This is a genomic window from Maritimimonas sp. 2405UD52-3 (genome assembly GCF_056591715.1).
The window spans coordinates 186,121-207,804 of the sequence record NZ_JBWQOL010000002.1; the positions used below are offsets into that span (position 1 = coordinate 186,121).

Below are 21,684 nucleotides of genomic sequence, written 5' to 3' on the forward strand. Positions count from 1 at the left end.
TTTTTGGTTGTATATTTGCAACCCAATTTGAACCAATGCGCGAGGAAAAAGTAATAGAAGAAAAAAAACAAGGCAAAGCCTTAGTTACAGAACACGTTGAAGGAAATCGTAAAAAGTTATTTATAGAAAGTTATGGTTGCCAAATGAACATGAATGATAGTGAGATTGTTGCTTCCATATTGGCTAAGGAAGGCTTTAATACTACGCAACAATTAGAAGATGCAGATCTTGTATTAGTGAATACCTGCTCTATACGTGACAAAGCAGAGCAAACTGTACGTAAACGTCTTCAGTATTACAATAAGATAAAAGACATTAATCCTACTATGAAAGTTGGAGTTCTAGGATGCATGGCAGAAAGGCTTAAGTCAAAATTTTTAGAAGAAGAAAAAATTGTTGATTTGGTTGTTGGTCCTGACGCGTATCGTGATTTACCCAATTTAGTTCAGGAAGTGGAAGCAGGTCGGGATGCTGTAAATGTTATTCTTTCAAAAGATGAAACCTACGGTGATGTCTCACCTGTGCGTTTGAATACAAATGGAGTTTCGGCTTTTGTCTCTATCACAAGAGGTTGTGACAACATGTGCACTTTTTGTGTTGTACCCTTTACACGTGGACGTGAACGTAGTCGCGATCCTAAAAGTATCCTTCAGGAGATTCAAGAATTAAAGGATAAAAACTTTAAGGAAGTTACTTTATTGGGTCAAAATGTTGATAGCTATCTTTGGTATGGTGGTGGGTTAAAAAAGGATTTCAATAAGGCTTCTGAAATCGCTCAGGCTACTGCAGTAAATTTTGCGCAGTTGTTAAACTTGTGCGCGATGGAATTCCCAAAAATGCGTTTTCGTTTTTCTACATCTAATCCTCAAGACATGACTTTAGATGTTATCCATGTAATGGCTAAGCATAAAAATATATGCAAATACATTCACTTACCTGTTCAAAGTGGCAGCAATAAAATGCTTAAAGCTATGAACCGACAGCATACACGTGAAGAGTATATGCAATTGGTGAATGACATCTACAAAATCATCCCAGAAATGGCATTAAGCCAGGATATGATTGCAGGTTTTTGCGGTGAAACAGAAGAAGATCATCAAGATACATTAGATATGATGAACTTTGTAAAATATAGTTTCGGATTTATGTTTGCTTATTCTGAGCGCCCTGGAACATTAGCCGCAAAGAAAATGGAAGATGATGTGCCTCTAGAAGTTAAAAAGCGTCGCTTACAGGAAATCATTAATCTTCAACAGGAACATAGTTTATATAGAACTAAAGAACACGTTGGTAAAACCCAGGAGGTTTTGATTGAGGGTACTTCCAAGAAATCTGATGCCTATTGGAAAGGACGTAATACACAAAACACTGTTGTTGTCTTCCCAAAAGAGCATTACAAACTAGGTGATTTTGTGAATGTGAAAATTGAAGATTGCACCTCAGCTACGCTGATAGGAACTGCGGTGGGGTACTCAGAAAATAATTGATAATCGATTGCTATTTCGTCTCGATAGTCCCGATAGCTATCAGGATCGGTATTGATACGGAGTCTTATAAAATAAAAATAGATTCCCGTTTTTACGGGAAATAAATGATGGAAAACTTACAAAGCATAAAACAACGGTTTGGTATCATTGGTAACGATGAGTTACTAAATCGTGCTATTGAAAAAACATTGAGGGTTGCTCCTACTGATATTACGGTTTTGGTAACTGGTGAAAGTGGTGTAGGTAAAGAAAGTATTCCAAAGATTATACATCAACTATCGCATAGAAAACATGCAAAATACATAGCGGTTAACTGTGGAGCGATTCCTGAAGGAACGATTGATAGTGAACTTTTTGGGCACGAGAAAGGAGCCTTTACTGGTGCTACCCAAACCAGAAATGGTTATTTTGAAGTTGCTGATGGAGGTACCATTTTTTTGGATGAAGTTGGTGAATTACCATTAACTACTCAGGTGCGCCTATTACGTGTATTAGAAAACGGTGAATTCATAAAAGTGGGTTCTAGTAAAGTGCAAAAAACCAATGTGCGAATTGTTGCGGCTACCAACCTAAATATGCTAGAAGCCATTCAAAAAGGAAAATTTCGTGAAGATCTTTACTATCGTTTAAGCACAGTTGAAATAAATCTACCAGCGCTCAGAAAGCGTAAAGAAGATATTCATTTATTATTTAGAAAATTTGCTTCAGATTTTGCACAGAAATACAATATGCCAACAATTCGCTTGGAACCTGATGCCATTGGTATTTTACAAAATTACGTCTGGAGAGGAAACATCCGCCAGCTGCGCAACATAACAGAACAAATATCTGTTATAGAACAAAACAGGACTATTTCAGCAAATACACTTAGAAATTATCTTCCAGATAGCACTCAGAACTTTCCTGCACTTGTTGAACAGAAATCATCGTCAAGTGATTTTGCTAATGAACGTGAGATCTTATATAAGGTCTTATTTGATATGAAGAATGACATTAATGACCTTAAGAAATTAACCATGGAATTGATGGAAAGTGGTAATGGTGTACAATTCAAAGAAGACAATGAACGACTCATTCAAAAAATATATGGTGATGAACATGAAAATGATGACACTAGCAATCTGGTAGAGATCATTCAACCTCAAAAAAGAGACACTTTTGAAGCTCCGGTTGACCGCTATCAAGAAGTTGAAGATGTAGAAGAAAGCTTATCATTGCAGGAAAAAGAATTTGAGATGATTAAAAAAGCACTTGAACGAAATAATAACAAGCGTAAACTAGCTGCTAAAGAATTAGGAATCTCCGAAAGAACCCTTTATCGAAAAATTAAACAATTCGATTTGTAATTCAGTTAGTTTAATTGTTTATTTGTTGAGGCTCAAATCAATGAAAAAAGTATCGTACTTATTTTTATTATTATTTACACTTACCCTAATTGGTTGTAGTGTAAATTATTCGTTCACTGGTGGTAGTACTGGTGATGCAAAAACCATACAGGTTGATTATTTTCCTAATAACGCTCCTTTGGTTGAGCCAACATTGAGTCAGACATTTACTTTGGCTTTACAAGACCTCTTCCTAAGGCAAACAAATTTGGATTTAGTTCAATCAGGAGGTGATTTACATTTTGAAGGTGAAATAACTGAGTTTAGAACACTTCCCGTAAGTGCTACAGCAGAGCAAACAGCGGCACAAAGTAGGTTAACAATTACGGTTAGAGTACGTTTTTATAATAGACTTGTACCCGATGATGATTTTGACCAATCTTTTACATTTTTTTCTGATTTTGATGCTAACTCTCAGTTAACAGGTAGTGTTTTGGAGGATGCCGTTACAGAAATTTTTGATCGCATAACGCAGGATATTTTTAATGCTTCAGTAGCTAAATGGTAATATGAAATTATCAGAATTCAATCAACTCATCAAAGAACCTTGCTCTATTACCAAAGAGCAAACTAGCACTATTGAAAATATTACGAAAAGCTACCCCTATTTTCAGGTGGCACATGTCATTCATCTAAAAGGTTTAAAAAAGCAGCAGAGCTTTCAGTACAATAAAGCTCTTAAAAAAGCAGCTGCATATACTACAAATAGAACTATTTTATTTGACTTTATTACCAGCGATACGCTTGATGTAGAAAAAGAGCAGCAAAAAGAAGAAACACAGATTCAGGATGCTGAAGTTGTTGATCTTGAAGTTCTTGAAACTGAAACTATAATGCCTGAAGAGGTATATGTAGTAGATGCTGTTCAAATCAAGAAAAAGCCAATTCTTGAGAGTCTTCAAATTGGTGAACCTCTTGAATTCGATAAGTCAGAAAAATATTCTTTTAATGAATGGTTACAATTAGCATCATTTACTCCAATTGAACGAGAAGAAATAGCTGAGCAAAAAGAACATAGTGAAGAATCTGTAGTTCAAAAGAATAAAAACTTTGAACTTATAGAGCAATTTATTGCAACCAAACCTAAGATCAAACCTACTGCAACTACCAAAATTTTTGACATTTCTTTAGAGAGTACTCAAGAAGATGAAAGCTTAATGACTGAAACACTAGCAAGGGTTTATTTAGAGCAAAAAAAGTATGGTAAAGCCATCAAAGCTTTTAGAATTTTAAGTTTGAAATATCCAGAAAAAAGTGGTTTCTTTGCAGACCGAATTAAAGCGGTCAAATTTTTACAAAAAAATAATTCTTAATTATGTTCAACATATTTTTAGTCTTAATAATTATAGTAGCTATATTGTTAATACTTATTGTGATGGTACAGAATCCTAAAGGAGGTGGTTTGTCGTCTTCTTTTGGCGGACAAGGAACTCAGAATTTAGGTGGTGTTCAAAGCACAACCAATTTCTTAGATAGAACTACTTGGACATTGGCAATTTCTTTATTTGCTTTGATCTTATTATCAAATTTTGCAATTGAAAGAAATACAGTTGATACAAATTCGCAGTTGGAAAACACTATAAACGATAGAGAAGTAAGAGATGATGTTCCTACATTAGATGATGTTCAGAATGGAGCTACTTCTCAACCAGACTCAACGAACTAATTCAAATACTTTATATTGATGGAAATGCCAATGTGAAATGACACGTTGGCATTTTTTATTTTCAGAAGAATTACAAAATGTCATATTTCATCAATTGGCATACTTTTAGTAAAAACAAGAAAAGAAAATTAACAATAAACTAATACTAAAATGAGTAAACTAAACATCAAACCATTGGCTGATAGAGTGGTTATAGAAGCAAAGGCTTCAGAAACTAAAACTGCTTCTGGTATTTACATACCAGATTCTGCAAAAGAAAAACCTCAACAAGGTAAAGTAGTAGCCGTAGGTAAAGGCACGAAAGATGAGCCAACTACAGTTAAAGTTGGTGATACCGTTTTATATGGTAAATATGCTGGCACCGAGCTAAAACTAGATGGCAAAGACTACCTTATAATGAGAGAAAGCGACATTTTAGCTATCATCTAAATCTTAAATCAAATCTTAACGAATAACATTAAAACATTTAAAATAAAATGGCAAAAGATATAAAATTTGACATAGAGGCACGCGACGGACTTAAACGTGGTGTTGATGCATTGGCAAATGCAGTAAAAGTAACCTTAGGACCTAAAGGGCGTAATGTTGTAATTGGCAAAGCTTTTGGAGGTCCAGCTATTACTAAAGACGGGGTTTCTGTAGCTAAAGAAATTGAGTTAGAAGACAACCTAGAAAATATGGGAGCTCAAATGGTAAAAGAAGTTGCTTCTAAAACTAATGATCTTGCCGGAGATGGTACAACAACCGCTACGGTATTAGCACAAGCAATTGTAAAAGAAGGTTTAAAAAACGTAGCTGCTGGAGCAAACCCAATGGATTTAAAACGTGGTATTGATAAAGCAGTTGATACTATTGTTTCTGATCTAGCAAAGCAATCACAAGTAGTAGGTAATAAGATTGATAAAATCAAGCAGGTGGCTTCTATTTCAGCAAATAATGATGAGTCAGTAGGAGATTTGATTGCCGAAGCTTTTGAAAAAGTAGGTAAAGAAGGTGTGATTACGGTAGAAGAAGCCAAAGGTACTGACACGTATGTGGATATTGTTGAAGGTATGCAATTTGACAGAGGATATTTGTCGCCTTACTTTGTAACAGATTCAGAGAAAATGATTACAGATCTTGAAAGTCCATATATTTTATTGTATGATAAGAAGATTTCTTCAATGAAAGATCTGATGCCAATATTAGAGCCGGTAGCACAAACTGGAAAACCACTTTTAATTATTGCTGAGGATGTTGAAGGTGAAGCTCTTGCTACATTGGTAGTAAATAAATTAAGAGGTGCTTTAAAGATTGCTGCTGTAAAAGCACCTGGATTTGGTGACAGACGCAAAGCAATGTTAGAAGATATTGCTATCCTTACAGGTGGTACTGTTATTTCTGAAGAAAGAGGATTTACTTTAGAAAATACTACAATTGATATGTTAGGTACTTCTGAGCGTGTTACCATTGACAAAGACAATACTACTGTTGTAAATGGAAGTGGTAAGAAAACTGATATTAAAGGTAGAGTAAACCAGATTAAAGCTCAGATTGAAACGACGACTTCTGATTATGACAGAGAAAAACTTCAAGAGAGACTAGCTAAACTTGCCGGTGGTGTTGCAGTATTATATGTAGGTGCTGCATCTGAAGTAGAAATGAAAGAAAAGAAAGACAGAGTTGATGATGCATTACACGCAACCAGAGCTGCTGTTGAAGAAGGTATTGTTGCAGGTGGTGGTGTTGCCTTAGTGCGCGCTAAAGATGCTTTAAACGAAATAAAAGTAGAAAACGCAGACGAATCTACAGGTGTAAGCATTGTAGAAAAGGCACTCGAGTCTCCTCTTAGAACTATTGTTGAAAATTCAGGTGGTGAAGGTTCTGTTGTAGTAGCTAAGGTTATTGAAGGTAAAAAAGACTTTGGTTTTAATGCTAAAACTGATGAGTATGTAAACATGCTAAAAGCTGGAATCATTGATCCAACTAAAGTAACACGTATTGCCTTAGAGAATGCTGCTTCTGTGGCTGGTATGATCTTAACTACAGAATGTGCTTTAGTAGATATTAAAGAAGATACTCCTCCAGCTATGCCTCCAATGGGCGGTGGTGGAATGCCAGGGATGATGTAGTATCAAATTATTATTTATAATAATAAAACGCAACCAATATGGTTGCGTTTTATTCTAAAATATTTGAGCTCCAGGATAAATAGCACCAATTGAAAACCAATAAGCCATAAAAGAATTAGCTGATTTTAATTTTTGACCTCTTCTTGGTCCAGAAATTGCTTCGCCAAACACATTCCAATTACTACCCATATCATCTCTAAAAAAGGCTTCAGAATCATTAAATATATACTCAAATTCTAAGTCATTATTTTCTTCAAGTTCAAAAGAGATAATGGTCTTTCCGTCACCAATTACCAATATATTTTTACCGTTGAGCCTATCATTAATTACTTTATTATTATTAAAAGCATTTAGTCTATAAACTTTGGCCATTCCATCAACAATCACTGTATGTACTCTTTCTTTTCTAGGAAGTCTCTTATCATCTCTACTTAAAGGGAAAATTAAGTTATTGTGATTAGTACGATAATCACCGTATGGATACACGCCATAGCTTCTATCAAAACCTGTATCAGTACTTAACACTTTAGTACCAGGGTACATATTCTTCCAAATAAACCAATTAGTCTCTACAACTTGAATCAACTTAGGCTCAGTTCCAATTAAGCTTCCATTGACACATTTCAGTTCCAGTTGAGACCAATTACTGTTTGTTAATCTATCAAATGGAATAACATTACCATTGTATAATAAACCTGAGACACCAAAAGTTGTTTTTCTACCATCAACACGTCGATCCCATCCAATAGCACTACCTGTTAAAGGACAGTAGGTAATAGCTACAGATTCACTACCCAGATCATCATTAACTATCTCATGCCAATCTAAAATATAATGTGGATATGCCCTAATATTATTTCCAACCTTGACACCGACAATCCTTGCTTCATCTCGTAATAGCTCTGTTACTTGATCAACTTCAAGAAAAAGAGGATTATCAATTGAAGGTATTCCATCCCTCCCAGGTCCACCATCCCTAACTTGAGATATTGGTATAAGCCATTCATTCGCAGTGCTTCCATCGCCTTGATCAGAATTTGAACCTACGGGATTAGCAACGGTGTTCCCAGCATCCGAATCATCTTCACCAGTACTACATGCTAAAGTAAAAAGACTAACTAAAAGTATTATAAATCTATTAATTTTCATGATCTAGAGTTATTTAAATTAATTTTCTTTTCTTTTTAGGTTGAAATTGATTAAAAAGCCACTTGTTAACCTATACGTTGGGGTCAACTGTGTGCCATCAACATTGCTGATAATAGGAAATTCTCCATTTGCTATAAAAGAAATATTTTCAGAAAGTCTAATAGACAAACCAGGAATTATAAAAAGCCAATTCCCGCCTGTATTATTCAACTCAATTGCATCTATTCTATCTCTTTTTGCATTTCTATATTTAAATGTAAGATTTGGAGACACAAGTGCTTTTTTTAAAAAAAAGAATTCATCTGAAATCCCAAAAAATAGTTGTAGTTCATTTCCATACTCATAGGTCTGGGCACCATTTAAATAATCTGTATTCTTGCCTGTTGCTCTATAAATAAACCTACCAGAAAAAGTAGTGGTGGGTCTAAAATTAAAATTCTTTGCTAACGATGCAAATATAATTGCATCCCATGCTCCGCTTCCAGGCTGTAAATCCGCTATATAAGTTATCCCTATATCATTTGTTTCTTCATGTGAACCTAATGGTATTTTAACTCCTAGACCTAAGGTTATATTACTCGATTTTCCTAAAACTTCAAAAAAGCCATACTTTGCTAAAAAAACTGCATCGCCTATACCATTTGTTTCTTGAAGATCTACATTGCCAAATTGATCAATTCTTCTTCTTTGATTTACCCATGTCAATAAAGTTTCAATTGAAAAATTATCAGTAAACGCATATGAAGAATTGAACAACAATGAATGTGTAATTCTTCTTCTTGAGCTATCATCTAAAGTTCTGGTACCTGCATTTAACGTATTAAGATTATTATAATCATAGTTAACGCTAATAATTAAATTACCTTTATTTAAATTTTCAAACCCTATGTTATTTGATAATGGAATACCCCCAGAACAACAAGTTTGAGCATAACCAAAACCCATAAAAAAAAAAAGCACGAGAAAAGATCTGAAAAACATTTCACTTTCATGTTTACTTTACTAATGGTCGTAATCAAGTCTACTAACTTACTTTAAAAACATATTTTATACATATATGAGCTAAACAAAGCCTACTACTATTATTCAAGAATAATAAGAAATATTCGGTATAGTTATTGATGAATTTTAAAAAATAAAACCCTAGCCATATGCTTTCTCTTCAGGTCTTTAAATTCAAAAAAAAGCTTTTTAATTTGTTATTGATATATATATTTACTCAAATGTTCATTACAGAAATACACGGTATCAATTTAGAGTATTCTTCGACCAACTTCTTCTATCTAGACTCTATAAATTATACAGAAAAGGTTTTTATTCATTTTGACAAACCTTATTATTCTTCAGGAGAGATGATGTGGTTTAAAGTATACCTGGTTAGTGCAAACACAAATAAACCAAATGCCAAAAGCAAAATAGTAAATGTTGAGTTAATAGATACTACCAATAAAATTATTAACTCTCGGAAAATAAGAATAATTGATGGCGGTGGCGAAGGTGAGTTCTATCTCCCTAAACAATTAAATGCTGGTATATATACTATAAGAGCATACACTAATTTTATGCGAAATTTTGATGAGTCATTCTTTTTTAGAAAAAAAATTAATGTAGGTAGTGAAAATAAGTTAAGCAATGACCCAGCACAATTCGTAAAAAACAGTAGCGATAATAATCCTAAAAATGACTTTTATAGTTTAAGACCTGATATACAATTTTTTCCTGAAGGGGGCTATATGGTTCAACGTAAAACAAGTAAAATAGGTTTTAAGGCTATTGATCAAAATGGTAGAAGTATATCAATTTCAGGCGTAATTTTAGACGCAACAGGCAACAAGGTTACAACCTTTGAAACTTCTAAATTTGGGTTAGGTGTCTTTGAATTCACTCCAGATACGAATCAACATTACAGGGCAATTGTTGAATATAACAATAATGATTATACATATGATATGCCAAAGGCTATTGATAAAGGCGTTGCAATGGAAGTTCTAAATCATCAAGATGAATATCAGGTGATTTTACAATCTTCACTACCTAGAGGAGTGCACCGATTGACTTTATCTGCATTACAAAATGGTAAAATGGTTGCTGTTAGACAATTAATAGGTTCCTATAAAAGTGGTTTGATTAAAATTCCAAAAGCTTTTTTAAAACAAGGTATCGTACAGTTCATAATTTCAGATAAAAAAGGAATTCCCTTATGTGAACGATTGGTATTTGTTGAAACCTCTAAACTAAAACCAAAGGTTACTATTTCATCAAACAAAAATAAATATCAAAAAAGGGAATTGATAGAGTTAAGCCTGGGTTTAGATTCAATCACTCAAGCCAATATGTCATTAGCGGTTACTGATTTATCTGTTGTTAACAAGGGTGAGTATGCCTCAAACATAAACTCTTATCTTCTATTAAATTCAGAATTAAAAGGCGAAATAGAAAATCCTGATTATTATTTTAACCCAGAAAATAAAGACAGAGAGGAATTGTTAGATATATTGATGATGACTCAAGGCTGGAGACAATTCATATGGAATTATTCTCAAGATGATCAAACTGATGAAATTAAAAATAAATACGATCATGAAACTGGTATTCGCATTAGTGGAATTATAAAGAACAAACCTGATCTTGAAAAGACTGCGGCAACAGAAGTATCGTTAACATACATGAATAATGATGAATTAGTAGAAGATAAAATGCGATCAACTAAGTATGGGATATTCAAATTTGGTGATTATGACTTTGCAGATAGTACATCTATTATTATTCAAGCCAAAAACTACTTAATAAAGAAAAAAAAGAGGAAAAAAGATATCAAAAAACTTATTATGCAGTATAGTATTGAACTAGACTCATTTGTTCCTCATACTATTTCTCTAAATGAGCCCAAATACAACCTATTAAACCCTGAATATAATGTTGAAAACGACTATATCATACGATCAAAATTGATACGTGAAAATGCGGTCATTCCATTTGATGACGGTGATGCAGAACGACTAGATGAAGTTGCCCTAAAAAATATTCGAATTGAGAAAGAACAAAAAGAAAAATTTAAAAATAGATATTCAATTTATGGTAAACCTTCACGGAGGTTGGATTTTGATGATATACAAACTTTTGGCAACAATAATGTACTTGCTGCTTTGCATGGTAAAGTGCCCGGATTAATAATAAGAGGAAATATTAACAACCCCATAACTTGGACAACAGATTCGGGACAAACAGAAAGAAATTATAGCATAAGGATAGCTGGAGGAGGATTATCAATAAGTGGGGGTATAATACAACCTCTTATTCTTATAGATAATATTCCTGTAAATGATATTTCTGCTATCATAGCAGGCGATATTAGCTATGTTGATATTTTGACTCCTGCTAAGTCGGCTATTTTTGGTTCAAGAGCAATGGGCGGAGTACTTTCTATTCATACGAAAAGGGGTATAAATGAAGTCTCTAATTTAAAAAAAGATAGAGATGGAGTCATCAGTTTTATTCATCCAGGCTATTATAAAGCCAGAAAATTCTACGAACCTAATTATAAAGTCAAAAAACCCGAACATCAAAAGTTTGACTATAGAACAACTCTTTATTGGAATCCAATGATAAAAGTAACTAATAATAAAGTTAGAGTTTCTTTTTATGCAGCAGATATTGATACCACTTACCGAATAGAATTGCAAGGAATATCAAAAGAAGGAGTACCTATTGTGAGCGAAATTAATGTTGATGTAAAGTAGTATATAGTTTAACAGAAAACATACAAAAAATAAAAAACACCTTAAATTCAGCGTTTTTTTACTTAAAAATCTTCTTAAAAATTATTTGACAGAATCTTTTACTTCTTCAGTTTTTTCTTCTAAGTCAACTTTCTTTTCCTTTAGATCCATTTTACAAACCGGGCATTTTCCAGGCTCTGTATAACTCTTTCCCTTTTCACAATCCATTGGACATTGATGCAATACATCATTAGAAGCCAATACTTCTTTTGCTTCTTCCTTTACATCATCCTTAGTGGCTTCTACTTTAGTTTTCACCTCTTCTTTTTTATCCTTTTTACAAGAAGTAAATGAAACTGCTGTTATGCAAACCACAGCAATAACTAACATTAGTTTTTTCATTTTATGTTTGATTTTAATTAATATTAATGTTTCTCTAATTCTCTATATCTGCAACAGTCATCCAAGCTATTATAAGCTTCTTCAGTAGCCTTAATCTCTTTAGTATCATGACCAGCTTTAGCTAGCGCTTTTTTAATAGCAGTCTCAGATGTTTTCTTGTTGTTATAGATACAATATAACTCTTTTGTATCTAGATTCCATGAGGCAAATTTTACGCCTTTAGTCAACAAAACCGTTTTTTCAATTCGGTCTTTGCACATTTTACAAACTCCATCAACCTCGAATTTTACTTTTGAAGTTTTTGATTTTTTTTGTGCTTCCGCGGAAAGCGAAAAAACAATTACTGATATTACAATAAATAGTATTCTTTTCATCTCATTAAATTTTAAATCGTAATCCTGCATAATACATACTTTTCAATATGGGCGCATATACAATACTACTATCAAAATTCGCTCCAAACGGATCATCATTTGCTAAGATAGGATTTTCTTGTATATATCCGGTTAAATTCTCGCCTCCCACATACACTTCAAACTTGTCTGAAAACACTTTATTGATTTGTGCGTTCATTAAAACATAACTCGGTGCGTATTGGCCGAATTGATACTGAGCTGGGTTTGTATTTGTAAAAGGTAATCGTTGTTCACCTAGCCAATTCAAGGTATAATCAAATCGCCATCGAGCACCATTAGCTTTTCTTTTTGTTGCATAGCCTAGATTGGCAAAAAAGCGATGTTCCGGCAATAAGGCTTTTTGTAATTTACCTCTTAAATAGTCAGTTTTTACATCATAATATTTATATGCCAAGCGGACTTCTACACGTTCAAACGGTTCATAATTAAGTTGAACCTGTAAATTATTTGAATACGAATCTCCTTCAAGATTATAAAACAATACTTGTTGTGGACTTTGATCAACATCAACTATTATTTGATTTTCAAAAACAGTACTATAAAAGTCAATGGTTAGATCAGCTTTTTTACCAAATAAATTAAATCCTTGTAAGTAACTTATACCATAATTCCATGCAATCTCTGGGTCAAGCCCATAAATATCACCATCAGTATTTAAAATTGACATATTTCTTGAAGAACCAAATAAGTGTTGGTTTTCTGCAAAAATATTAGCACTGCGCTTACCTCTACCAACTGAACCTCTAATAACTCCTTTATTCCAAGGTGCATATCGCACGTGTAATCTAGGAGTTAAAAATGTTCCTAGTAAATTATGAGCATCAACCCTTATACCGGCAATCAAACTAAAATCATCAAGATTATCATAAGCGTATTCAAAAAAACCTCCAAACGAATTTTCATCTCTCTCAAAATTATTGACGGCATTAGGAACTTGAACAAACTCATCGTAAGTATCATACGTAAAACTGATTCCTGTTTTGAACTTATGCAATGTACTCCCTAAAATAGAATTGAACATAGCATTTGAATAAATACTCTTGTGATTGATGTTATATTGATTTAACCCAAAATAAGATTCCTGTTCATGATCGCTATATGCTATTTGAAACCCAATACTGTTATAAGGTGTCTCAGGGAATACGTAACCTAACTTAGCTGATGCATCAAAGCGTTCGGTATCTATTTCTGATCCGTAAATAGTATTTGTTAACCTATGTATATCAGGATCAAAATCTACCTGACCAGTTTGCTTATCATCTTTCAAATATCTAAGGTTAATAAAGCTAACCAATCCAGATTTGGCATTGGTATATTGCCATCGGTTCATAATATTTACCTGCTGTGCTAAGGGAATATCCAAAAAGTCATCATTGTTATTATCAATTTCAGCACTTCTAAGATTTCCATGAATAAACAAACTCGTGTTCCATCTATCCGAAACTTTTTGGCTGAACTGCGTATTCAATTCCAATCGGCCATTTAAAGATGAATAAGCGTTAATGAATAATTGGTCATCATTTAATGGCTTTTTAAGCTCCGTATTAATCTGCCCAGCAATACTTTCAAAGCCATTCACAACAGAACCAGCACCCTTAGATATCTGAATACTTTCTATCCATGTGCCGGGAGTATAGGTTAACCCAAAAGCTTGTGAAGCACCACGTACATTTGGAATATTCTCTTGCGCAATTAAAATATAGGGGCTAGTTAATCCTAATAATTTAATTTGCTTTGTTCCTGTTAGGGCATCTGAAAAATTTACGTCAATGGAAGGATTTGTTTCAAAGCTTTCAGATAAGTTACAGCATGCAGCTTTTAGTAACTCACCTTCATTAATGGTTACTACATTAGCCGATTGTAAATAAGAAACAGTAGTATTTTTCTTTTTGCCCGCTACAGAAACTTCATCTAATGTTCCTTCTTCTGTCATAAAATGATGAATTTCTCTAGTATTTTTGACAGTTATGGTATCAGTTTTATAGCCAACAAAACTAAATACTAACTTTTTATATTCGGGTTTATATTTAATGGCAAACCACCCATTGTCATTGGTGGTAGTACCTACATTAGTATTCAACCAGTATACCGAAGCTCCCGGTAGTCCTTGATGTTTACCCTCTTTGGTTTTGATCATAGCCATACCTCTAATAACATCTTGAGATGAAGCTAATAGCGGAAAGATGATCAATATTATTTTTGCTATATTTTTCATGATTTGATTTTTAAACTTTTGAGTAATATAATTGTGTTACTTCAGTATTTCACTAAAGCATTAACTCAAAAATCAAATCAAATACGTCTCGTAAAGAATAGTAATGTCTTTGGTAAGTGAGGGCGGCGAATGACCCTTAAAAGGAATATTATTTTCCTGAAGACCTTCAAAAAGATTTATATAAGTATAGAAGAAAGTTGTAATAAACTGAACTTGTTCCAGCTCTAGTTCTTTAACAACCTTCAATTGCGTATTAGTACCCTCTATAGTTTCAGTTACATCACTACAACAGGGTATATTTTCGATTTCATCCTGTAAGTCATTCAAATCATCTTCGCCTGGCATCATACAACGCTCAAGATTTCCTAAAAATGAATAATCAGCAACCTCTCCCATGCATAGATGCTTTTCTATAGTAAAGGAAAATGTAGAAAACAACACTAGAAGTGCCAGGACAACTGATAATATGTTATCAAACATTTTTTTCACATTGCAAAATTATGAATTTCAAGCATGTACCTAATAAACGAAATGTTAAAATAATATTGTATTTTTAAATAAACTAAAAAAATTATGAGTACCAAAAAAGAGATCGTAAATAAAATTAGAATTATATTAACCAATCACTTTGAAACACCTGAAAAAGCTTTTGGTTTTTTTGACAAAAACAGTGATGGAGCATTATCTAAAAAGGAAATAGTTAAATTATTAAAGCAGGCTGAAGTCAGCGGTTTTTTACGTGGCATTGTAGCTTCAAAATTAGTGAGTGGTTATGACTTTTCTGATGACAATAAGGTTGACTGGAAAGAATTCAGAAAAGCACTAAAAGAAATGGGTTAGTATATCATTAACATTACTACTGCCATCACCAACATAACGGAATTCTCAATAAATGTAGCCTTGGTCATTGGTAATTTGAGTGCCGTACCCAAACAAGCACATTGAATACTTTTTTTATCTAACAATACTTTGGTTACACCTGCGGTAGTTATTCCCAAAATTATTAGCGTAATAATAAGTGCTATGTTTATTTGAGTTCTTGTCAAAAATAGAATACCAAGCGCCAACTCTATAAAAGGATATACCCAACCATACATAGGTATTTGTTTTGCCAACGGATCATACATTCTAAAAGAATCAGGAAAACCTTTTAAATCTAAAAACTTGAAGAAGCTAAATACTATATAAAACAACCCCATAAAATCAAGCATAAATCCCGATACAAATTCCGGAGTATTGTAATTGAGTAATATTGAAGCAGCTATTAAGTAGGTGAAAATTAAAAATAATGGAAACAATTGTTGAAAATCACTTTTTGACTCAGCTTCAACTAAAGGTGCTTGAATTGTTTTCTGTACTTTAGAAATGGTATACTTATTCGGTAGACTTTGTTGGAGTTCAGAAATAGGAATATTCTTATTCACTTTGATAGTAGCTCGACTATCTTCAAGGTTGACTTTTACCTCTTTAACACCTTCAATCTTTGCTAAACTTTCTTCCACAGATTTCTTACAACCACCGCAAGTCATTCCAGAAATTTGATACACATGTTTCATATACCAAAATTACAAATTAGCGGTTAGAAGAGCGGACTAATTTTTTCTGGTAGTAAAATGCAGGTAACAACACTAAAACAAATACCGGATGAATTAAAAAGCGACGTATGTAAAAAGCAAAAAGATGTCCATTGGTCATTTCCATTTTAAGTAAGATGAAATAAGTGACACTTAATACAACAAAAGCGGCGATGAAAAATTTAATTGAAAAGCGTACCAATCCTTTTTTCTGAAAAGCTAAATAAATAATAGCTAATGATATTAGTGCGTTTAATATAAATCTTAAAAAGATATTTGCAAAGAGTTTAAATGTATGATACTCCGGCATAGGCTTACTTAAATAGTCCTTTTTGAAATATTCAATAAATGGATCATAAAATAAACCCTCGCCAAAAGCCCTTACTAAAATGAGTGCAAAAAAGAGTAAAATGATTAACGGTATACGTATTCTCTTTTTCATTTTTTTGGCTTTTTTAAATATGAGAATTTATTTACCCAAACAATCCACAATACTAGCACTGTTCCATAAATAATAGCAGGGAAAACCAATCCATGTAAAGTTTCTTGATGTTCAGGAAATAAAAACATCAATTTACTTAAGGCCAATATTCTGAGAATATTGACAAAATATATGATACCAACTCCTATTATACCAAAAATAATGGTCGCTTTTAAACCACCAGAAAAAGCTATAATGAATGATAAAAATAATATTATAACACTTACCGCATTACAACCTTCAACAATTGGTACAGCATATCTTTCTCCTATTATATACATTATTGATAATTCATCATCACTCTGATATAATCTACCTTGAACTCCTATTAAACTAGCTAATTGTTGCACATGTTCTGCAACAGTTCTTGTAATTGGCGAACATTGAAAAACATCACCTTTAAGCTGTGTTTGTTTTAAATAAATGGAATAAATACCCAATAATAAGAAGTAGGTGACAAAAAATTTAATAAGAAATTTTATAATTGTTTTTCGTTTCTTCAAGTGAAAGTATTTTAAATTTGTTCAACAAATATCTCAAATTTACATATTGCTTATGCAGCTCTATTTATTAAAAGAAAAAATTATCAACATAATAGATAACAATTCGTTATATCAAGAAAAATTACAAAATATTTGCGATTATTTAAAAGAAGAAGTAGAGCATTACGATTGGGTAGGTTTTTACTTTAGAAATGGAGATAAAGAGGAATTAAAACTATCTAGATTTGCTGGAGAGCCTACTGAGCATACTATTATTCCCTTTGGCAAAGGTATTTGTGGACAAGTAGCTGTTAGTAATGAAAATTTTATTGTTCAAGATGTGACTGAACAAGAAAATTATATTTCATGTGGTTGGAAAGTAAAAAGTGAAGTTGTCATCCCTATTATTGTTGGTGGTGAGAATATAGGGCAAATTGATATTGATTCTCACACTTTAAATCCTTTTACAGATGCGGATACGGAGTTATTGGAATTTGTATGTAAAAAAGTTGCTCAACTACACTCAATTAAAACAGCATAAGGAGATTAATGTTGATAAATTGTTTATTAATTCTACGGTTTCCTTCATTGATTTAGGGGGTTGGTTTTAGTAGCTTTGCGCGAAACACAGATGGCTACTCATGAACACAACCAAAAAAGCAACTTCCGCATTAATTTCAGTATTTCATAAGGACGGTTTAGCACCAATTGTTAAAAAGTTAGACCAATTAGGAATTACTATATATTCTACTGGCGGAACCGAAAATTTTATTAAAGATCAGGGTATTGATGTTGTACCTGTCGAAGACCTTACCTCCTACCCTTCTATCCTTGGTGGGCGGGTAAAAACATTACACCCTAAGGTGTTTGGCGGCATACTTTCTAGAAGAGAATTAGATAATGATGTTGCGCAGTTGGATGAATATGAAATTCCAGAAATTGATATTGTAATTGTTGATTTATATCCTTTTGAAAAAACCGTAGCTTCTGGAGCTCCAGAACAAGACATTATCGAAAAAATAGACATTGGAGGTATTTCATTGATAAGGGCTGCTGCTAAAAATTTTAAAGATGTCGTATGTATATCCTCAATGGAACAATATGATGAATTCTTAAAAATTATATCTGAACAAGAAGGAAGTACTACACTTGAGCAACGTAAACTTTTTGCTGCTAAATCATTTAATGTGTCTTCTCATTATGACACCTCGATTTTTAATTATTTCAATGCTGATCATAGCATTGCCTCATTAAAAATAAGTGAAACTCAAGGCAAAGTATTGCGCTATGGTGAAAACCCACACCAAAAAGGATTTTTCTTTGGTGATTTTGATGCTATGTTCACCAAATTACATGGCAAGGAGTTAAGTTATAATAATTTGTTAGACGTAGATGCTGCTGTTTTATTAATGAATGAATTTAAAAATGAAGCACCAACTTTTGCTATTTTAAAGCATAACAATGCTTGCGGATTCGCTCAGCGATCAACTATTAAACAGGCATATTTAGATGCTTTGGCTGGAGATCCGGTTTCAGCTTTTGGAGGTATCCTTATTGCCAATACAGAATTAGATAAAGCAACCGCTGAAGAAATTCATAAATTATTTTGCGAGGTAGTGATAGCACCATCATTTACTAATGAAGCATTAGGAATATTAAAAGGCAAGAAAAACAGGATTGTTCTTATCTTAAAAGAGGTTGAACTCTCAAAAACCATTATGCGAAGTTGCCTGAATGGTGCTTTGGTTCAAGATAGAGATTATAAAACTGATAATAAATTAGATTTAAATACTGCAACAAGTTTAGTTCCGTCTGAAACAGAAATTGAAGACTTACTTTTTGCTTCAAAAATTTGTAAGCACACAAAATCCAACACAATTGTGTTAGCAAAGAATAAGCAATTATGTGCTAGTGGTACTGGGCAAACATCGCGTGTAGACGCATTAAATCAGGCCATTACGAAAGCCAAACACTTTAATTTTGATCTTAGTGGTGCAGTCATGGCAAGTGATGCATTCTTCCCATTTCCTGATTGTGTTGAGATTGCTAATAACGCAGGAATCAATGCGGTTATACAGCCAGGTGGCTCAATAAAAGACCAATTATCTATTGATTTTTGTAATGAAAATAAAATGTCAATGGTATTTACTGGTACCCGTCATTTTAAACATTAATTTTATTAACTTTGGCAATTGCAAAAATTCACCTAACCCAAATTTAATAACTCTATGGGATTTTTTGACTTTATGACCGAGGACGTTGCTATCGACCTCGGAACTGCCAACACGCTTATCATTCACAATGGTAAGGTGGTTATTGACAGTCCTTCTATTGTCGCCAGAGATCGCTCTACAGGTAAGATCATAGCAATAGGTAAGAAGGCTAATTTAATGCAAGGTAAAACACATGAAAACATCAAAACCATTCGCCCTTTAAAGGATGGTGTTATAGCCGATTTTGAGGCATCTGAACAGATGATTCGTGAATTCATAAAACAAATTCCTTCCATAAAAAAACGTTTTTTCTTCCCTCCTTCTCTACGGATGGTTATATGCATTCCCTCAGGAATTACGGAAGTTGAAAAGCGCGCTGTTCGTGATTCTGCTGAACACATGAATGCTAAAGATATTTATCTTATTCATGAGCCTATGGCAGCTTCTATTGGTATTGGTATAGACATTATGCAACCCAAAGGGAATATGATTATAGACATAGGTGGTGGTACCACAGAGATTGCAGTTATTGCTTTGGGTGGAATTGTATGTGATAAGTCAATAAAGGTTGCTGGTGATGTATTTACTAATGATATTGCCTATTATATGCGAACCCAACATAACCTATATGTAGGGGAAACTACTGCAGAAAAAATAAAAATTGATGTTGGTGCTGCTACAGAAGATATTGAAGATCCACCAGAAGATATATTAGTACAAGGTAGAGATCTTTTAAGCGGTAAACCTAAGCAAATAAAAATATCATTTAGAGAAATTTCTAAGGCATTGGATAAGTCAATTTTAAGGATTGAAGATGCCGTAATGGAAACACTTTCTCAAACACCTCCAGAATTGGCGGCAGACATTTATAACACAGGTATTTATTTAGCTGGTGGTGGTTCTATGCTTCGTGGACTTGACAAACGTCTTTCAAGAAAAACAGACCTACCTGTATATGTTGCAGAAGATCCTTTAAGAGCTGTTGTTAGAGGTACTGGTATTGCGTTAAAAGACTTAGAGAAATACAAAAGCGTATTGATGAAGTAGTAAACTCCTTCTATGCAACAAATTGTTAGTTTCTTAACCAAGTATAGGTACTTTTTATTCTTTTTGTTGTTAGAGGTTATTGCACTGTCTTTCACTATTAAAAGTCATTCATATCACAATAGTAAGTTTTCAAATTCTGCCAACTTTGTTTCAGGAGGTATTTATAAAAGAATTAATAGGTTTTCTGAATTAGGTGAATTGCGTAAATACAATCAAGAACTGCTTGATGAAAATAGTCGCTTAAAAAACCTTTTGCAGCAGCAAAAAAAAGATACTCTTCTACGAGCTCTTGAGTTTGTTGACACTACAAAATATCATCAGAAATTTCAATTTATCCCTGCCAAGATCATTGCGAATCAGTACCATAGAAAGTTTAATTATTTGTTGATTGATAAAGGAAGTAAACAAGGTATCTCTTCTGAAATGGGTGTTGTAAATAGTAATGGTGTAATTGGTATTACAAAGAATGTATCTAACCAATATACTACTATTTTATCTATACTCAATGAGAATGCCAAAATCAATGTTCGCCTTACAAAGAGTCTACATTTTGGCACACTTGAATGGGATGGTAATGATTATAATGTACTACAGTTGGTTGATTTACCTATACAAGCAAATATTCAACAAGGAGATTCTTTAATCACTGGTGGTAGATCAATTATTTTCCCTGAAGGTATTCCTGTAGGTACAGTTGAAGATTTTGAGGTTGCTAATAATAACTATCGTTTTATTAATATTCGACTTTTTAATGATATGAGTGCTATTGGTCCGGTACATATTATTTCAAATCTTGACAAAACCGAAATAGAAACATTACAACAAGAGAATGACCAGTAGCATATTACAAAATATTACTCTTTTCATTGTACTTGTTCTATTGCAAGTTATTGTACTAAATAATGTATTACTATTTGGTTATTTAAACCCTTTCTTATATGTACTATTTGTCATCCTTTTTCCGTTAAGAAAAGATAGAGGATTAATACTTTTATTAAGCTTTTTAATGGGATTTATAGTTGATGTTTTTTTGAACTCTGGAGGAACAAATGCTGCAGCAACGCTTTTTATAGCATATGTACGATTGCCAATACTAAAATATGTATTGAGGAAATCAGAAATTGACTTTGTAGTTTTTGATATTACCAAACAACCTTTCTTAAAGGTATTATCTTATGTATCAATATTGGTCTTTTTGCATAGCTTGATTGTATTTACATTAGAGTATTTCAAATTTTCACATTTTGGAACGATCATCAGCAGAACAATTACGACCAGCATTTTTACAATTATTTTAATCATGTTTAGTATCACTTTGATGACTCGAAAAAAATAGT

General features: G+C 33.0%; 23 protein-coding genes. 14 read left to right on the plus strand and 9 right to left on the minus strand.

What is annotated here, in order from left to right; all coding sequences use genetic code 11:
• The first annotated feature begins 35 nt into the window (after positions 1–35).
• The 7 genes from miaB to groL all read left to right on the plus strand — a co-directional run bounded on the left by miaB (position 36) and on the right by groL (position 6,649).
• The gene (gene miaB / locus AC1EU5_RS04980; RefSeq protein WP_480191263.1) at positions 36–1,487 is read left to right on the plus strand and encodes a tRNA (N6-isopentenyl adenosine(37)-C2)-methylthiotransferase MiaB; all 1,452 of its coding nucleotides are present in this window, start codon (positions 36–38) and stop codon (positions 1,485–1,487) included.
• Positions 1,488–1,594: 107 nt separating this feature from the next.
• Positions 1,595–2,833, plus strand: a complete 1,239-nt coding sequence (locus tag AC1EU5_RS04985) for a sigma-54 interaction domain-containing protein (protein WP_480191264.1) — start codon at positions 1,595–1,597, stop codon at positions 2,831–2,833.
• A gap of 40 nt (positions 2,834–2,873) precedes the next feature.
• Positions 2,874–3,380: an LptE family protein gene (locus tag AC1EU5_RS04990; RefSeq protein WP_480191265.1), complete on the plus strand. Its 507-nt coding sequence runs from the start codon at positions 2,874–2,876 to the stop codon at positions 3,378–3,380.
• Between the two features lies 1 nt (position 3,381).
• Positions 3,382–4,185 carry a tetratricopeptide repeat protein gene (locus tag AC1EU5_RS04995; RefSeq protein ID WP_480191266.1) on the plus strand — a complete coding sequence of 268 codons (804 nt, stop codon included), beginning with the start codon at positions 3,382–3,384 and terminating at the stop codon, positions 4,183–4,185.
• Between the two features lie 2 nt (positions 4,186–4,187).
• Positions 4,188–4,538, plus strand: a complete 351-nt coding sequence (gene secG / locus AC1EU5_RS05000) for a preprotein translocase subunit SecG (protein WP_480191267.1) — start codon at positions 4,188–4,190, stop codon at positions 4,536–4,538.
• Between the two features lie 150 nt (positions 4,539–4,688).
• Positions 4,689–4,967: a co-chaperone GroES gene (locus tag AC1EU5_RS05005; protein WP_480191268.1), complete on the plus strand. Its 279-nt coding sequence runs from the start codon at positions 4,689–4,691 to the stop codon at positions 4,965–4,967.
• Positions 4,968–5,014: 47 nt separating this feature from the next.
• A complete protein-coding gene (groL, locus tag AC1EU5_RS05010) occupies positions 5,015–6,649 on the plus strand; it encodes a chaperonin GroEL (protein WP_480191269.1) in 1,635 nt (544 codons plus the stop codon).
• A 54-nt stretch (positions 6,650–6,703) separates the two neighbouring features.
• Here the strand turns inward: groL and AC1EU5_RS05015 are convergent, their stop codons facing one another.
• Positions 6,704–7,798: a DUF3179 domain-containing protein gene (locus AC1EU5_RS05015; RefSeq protein WP_480191270.1), complete on the minus strand. Its 1,095-nt coding sequence runs from the start codon at positions 7,796–7,798 to the stop codon at positions 6,704–6,706.
• Positions 7,799–7,816: 18 nt separating this feature from the next.
• Positions 7,817–8,758, minus strand: a complete 942-nt coding sequence (locus AC1EU5_RS05020; protein WP_480191271.1) for a transporter — start codon at positions 8,756–8,758, stop codon at positions 7,817–7,819.
• 263 nt (positions 8,759–9,021) lie between these two features.
• Here AC1EU5_RS05020 and AC1EU5_RS05025 point away from each other — a divergent pair, with 263 nt between their 5' ends.
• A complete protein-coding gene (locus AC1EU5_RS05025; RefSeq protein WP_480191272.1) occupies positions 9,022–11,538 on the plus strand; it encodes a TonB-dependent receptor plug domain-containing protein in 2,517 nt (838 codons plus the stop codon).
• 81 nt (positions 11,539–11,619) lie between these two features.
• On the opposite strand, the gene AC1EU5_RS05030 is transcribed toward AC1EU5_RS05025, so the two are convergent.
• From AC1EU5_RS05030 to AC1EU5_RS05045, 4 genes are all read right to left on the minus strand, one after another.
• On the minus strand, positions 11,620–11,919 hold the full coding sequence (locus AC1EU5_RS05030; RefSeq protein WP_480191273.1) for a heavy metal-binding domain-containing protein: 300 nt from the start codon (positions 11,917–11,919) through the stop codon (positions 11,620–11,622).
• A 23-nt stretch (positions 11,920–11,942) separates the two neighbouring features.
• Positions 11,943–12,293 carry a heavy-metal-associated domain-containing protein gene (locus AC1EU5_RS05035; RefSeq protein ID WP_480191274.1) on the minus strand — a complete coding sequence of 117 codons (351 nt, stop codon included), beginning with the start codon at positions 12,291–12,293 and terminating at the stop codon, positions 11,943–11,945.
• A gap of 4 nt (positions 12,294–12,297) precedes the next feature.
• Positions 12,298–14,550, minus strand: a complete 2,253-nt coding sequence (locus AC1EU5_RS05040) for a TonB-dependent receptor (RefSeq protein WP_480191275.1) — start codon at positions 14,548–14,550, stop codon at positions 12,298–12,300.
• A 72-nt stretch (positions 14,551–14,622) separates the two neighbouring features.
• A complete protein-coding gene (locus AC1EU5_RS05045; RefSeq protein WP_480191276.1) occupies positions 14,623–15,030 on the minus strand; it encodes an HYC_CC_PP family protein in 408 nt (135 codons plus the stop codon).
• A gap of 93 nt (positions 15,031–15,123) precedes the next feature.
• Between AC1EU5_RS05045 and AC1EU5_RS05050 the strand changes: the two genes are divergently transcribed.
• Positions 15,124–15,390 carry an EF-hand domain-containing protein gene (locus tag AC1EU5_RS05050; protein WP_480191277.1) on the plus strand — a complete coding sequence of 89 codons (267 nt, stop codon included), beginning with the start codon at positions 15,124–15,126 and terminating at the stop codon, positions 15,388–15,390.
• Here AC1EU5_RS05050 and AC1EU5_RS05055 read toward each other — a convergent pair.
• The 3 genes from AC1EU5_RS05055 to xrtF are packed head-to-tail and all read right to left on the minus strand — an operon-like array spanning position 15,387 to position 17,108.
• The gene (locus AC1EU5_RS05055; protein WP_480191278.1) at positions 15,387–16,106 is read right to left on the minus strand and encodes a heavy-metal-associated domain-containing protein; all 720 of its coding nucleotides are present in this window, start codon (positions 16,104–16,106) and stop codon (positions 15,387–15,389) included. The two genes, AC1EU5_RS05050 and AC1EU5_RS05055, sit on opposite strands and share 4 nt — an antisense overlap.
• Positions 16,107–16,122: 16 nt before the next feature.
• A complete protein-coding gene (locus tag AC1EU5_RS05060; RefSeq protein ID WP_480191279.1) occupies positions 16,123–16,566 on the minus strand; it encodes an exosortase F system-associated membrane protein in 444 nt (147 codons plus the stop codon).
• Positions 16,563–17,108 (minus strand): exosortase family protein XrtF, encoded by a 546-nt coding sequence (gene xrtF, locus AC1EU5_RS05065; RefSeq protein WP_480191280.1) that lies wholly within the window; start codon positions 17,106–17,108, stop codon positions 16,563–16,565. The genes AC1EU5_RS05060 and xrtF overlap by 4 nt, the downstream gene beginning before the upstream one ends.
• A 52-nt stretch (positions 17,109–17,160) precedes the next feature.
• Between xrtF and AC1EU5_RS05070 the strand changes: the two genes are divergently transcribed.
• The 5 genes from AC1EU5_RS05070 (at position 17,161) to mreD (ending at position 21,683) form a co-directional block, all read left to right on the plus strand.
• A complete protein-coding gene (locus tag AC1EU5_RS05070) occupies positions 17,161–17,628 on the plus strand; it encodes a GAF domain-containing protein (protein ID WP_480191281.1) in 468 nt (155 codons plus the stop codon).
• 100 nt (positions 17,629–17,728) lie between these two features.
• Positions 17,729–19,261: a bifunctional phosphoribosylaminoimidazolecarboxamide formyltransferase/IMP cyclohydrolase gene (purH, locus tag AC1EU5_RS05075; protein ID WP_480191282.1), complete on the plus strand. Its 1,533-nt coding sequence runs from the start codon at positions 17,729–17,731 to the stop codon at positions 19,259–19,261.
• A gap of 54 nt (positions 19,262–19,315) precedes the next feature.
• Positions 19,316–20,347: a rod shape-determining protein gene (locus tag AC1EU5_RS05080; protein ID WP_480191283.1), complete on the plus strand. Its 1,032-nt coding sequence runs from the start codon at positions 19,316–19,318 to the stop codon at positions 20,345–20,347.
• Positions 20,348–20,359: 12 nt separating this feature from the next.
• On the plus strand, positions 20,360–21,187 hold the full coding sequence (gene mreC, locus AC1EU5_RS05085; protein ID WP_480191284.1) for a rod shape-determining protein MreC: 828 nt from the start codon (positions 20,360–20,362) through the stop codon (positions 21,185–21,187).
• Positions 21,177–21,683 (plus strand): rod shape-determining protein MreD, encoded by a 507-nt coding sequence (mreD, locus tag AC1EU5_RS05090; RefSeq protein ID WP_480191285.1) that lies wholly within the window; start codon positions 21,177–21,179, stop codon positions 21,681–21,683. The genes mreC and mreD overlap by 11 nt, the downstream gene beginning before the upstream one ends.
• Position 21,684: the final 1 nt, after the last annotated feature.

Excerpts from the sequence above, each read along its gene's own strand:
- AC1EU5_RS04985 (WP_480191264.1), top strand. The coding sequence starts at position 1,595 with ATGGAAAACTTACAAAGCATAAAACAACGGTTTGGTATCATTGGTAAC.
- AC1EU5_RS05055 (WP_480191278.1), bottom strand. The coding sequence starts at position 16,106 with ATGAAACATGTGTATCAAATTTCTGGAATGACTTGCGGTGGTTGTAAG.
- AC1EU5_RS05030 (WP_480191273.1), bottom strand. The coding sequence starts at position 11,919 with ATGAAAAAACTAATGTTAGTTATTGCTGTGGTTTGCATAACAGCAGTT.
- AC1EU5_RS05070 (WP_480191281.1), top strand. The coding sequence starts at position 17,161 with ATGCAGCTCTATTTATTAAAAGAAAAAATTATCAACATAATAGATAAC.
- AC1EU5_RS05040 (WP_480191275.1), bottom strand. The coding sequence starts at position 14,550 with ATGAAAAATATAGCAAAAATAATATTGATCATCTTTCCGCTATTAGCT.
- AC1EU5_RS05005 (WP_480191268.1), top strand. The coding sequence starts at position 4,689 with ATGAGTAAACTAAACATCAAACCATTGGCTGATAGAGTGGTTATAGAA.
- mreC (WP_480191284.1), top strand. The coding sequence starts at position 20,360 with ATGCAACAAATTGTTAGTTTCTTAACCAAGTATAGGTACTTTTTATTC.
- AC1EU5_RS05015 (WP_480191270.1), bottom strand. The coding sequence starts at position 7,798 with ATGAAAATTAATAGATTTATAATACTTTTAGTTAGTCTTTTTACTTTA.
- AC1EU5_RS05035 (WP_480191274.1), bottom strand. The coding sequence starts at position 12,293 with ATGAAAAGAATACTATTTATTGTAATATCAGTAATTGTTTTTTCGCTT.
- purH (WP_480191282.1), top strand. The coding sequence starts at position 17,729 with ATGAACACAACCAAAAAAGCAACTTCCGCATTAATTTCAGTATTTCAT.
- AC1EU5_RS05060 (WP_480191279.1), bottom strand. The coding sequence starts at position 16,566 with ATGAAAAAGAGAATACGTATACCGTTAATCATTTTACTCTTTTTTGCA.
- groL (WP_480191269.1), top strand. The coding sequence starts at position 5,015 with ATGGCAAAAGATATAAAATTTGACATAGAGGCACGCGACGGACTTAAA.
- secG (WP_480191267.1), top strand. The coding sequence starts at position 4,188 with ATGTTCAACATATTTTTAGTCTTAATAATTATAGTAGCTATATTGTTA.
- AC1EU5_RS05025 (WP_480191272.1), top strand. The coding sequence starts at position 9,022 with ATGTTCATTACAGAAATACACGGTATCAATTTAGAGTATTCTTCGACC.
- miaB (WP_480191263.1), top strand. The coding sequence starts at position 36 with ATGCGCGAGGAAAAAGTAATAGAAGAAAAAAAACAAGGCAAAGCCTTA.
- AC1EU5_RS04995 (WP_480191266.1), top strand. The coding sequence starts at position 3,382 with ATGAAATTATCAGAATTCAATCAACTCATCAAAGAACCTTGCTCTATT.
- AC1EU5_RS05050 (WP_480191277.1), top strand. The coding sequence starts at position 15,124 with ATGAGTACCAAAAAAGAGATCGTAAATAAAATTAGAATTATATTAACC.
- AC1EU5_RS04990 (WP_480191265.1), top strand. The coding sequence starts at position 2,874 with ATGAAAAAAGTATCGTACTTATTTTTATTATTATTTACACTTACCCTA.
- AC1EU5_RS05045 (WP_480191276.1), bottom strand. The coding sequence starts at position 15,030 with ATGTTTGATAACATATTATCAGTTGTCCTGGCACTTCTAGTGTTGTTT.
- mreD (WP_480191285.1), top strand. The coding sequence starts at position 21,177 with ATGACCAGTAGCATATTACAAAATATTACTCTTTTCATTGTACTTGTT.
- AC1EU5_RS05080 (WP_480191283.1), top strand. The coding sequence starts at position 19,316 with ATGGGATTTTTTGACTTTATGACCGAGGACGTTGCTATCGACCTCGGA.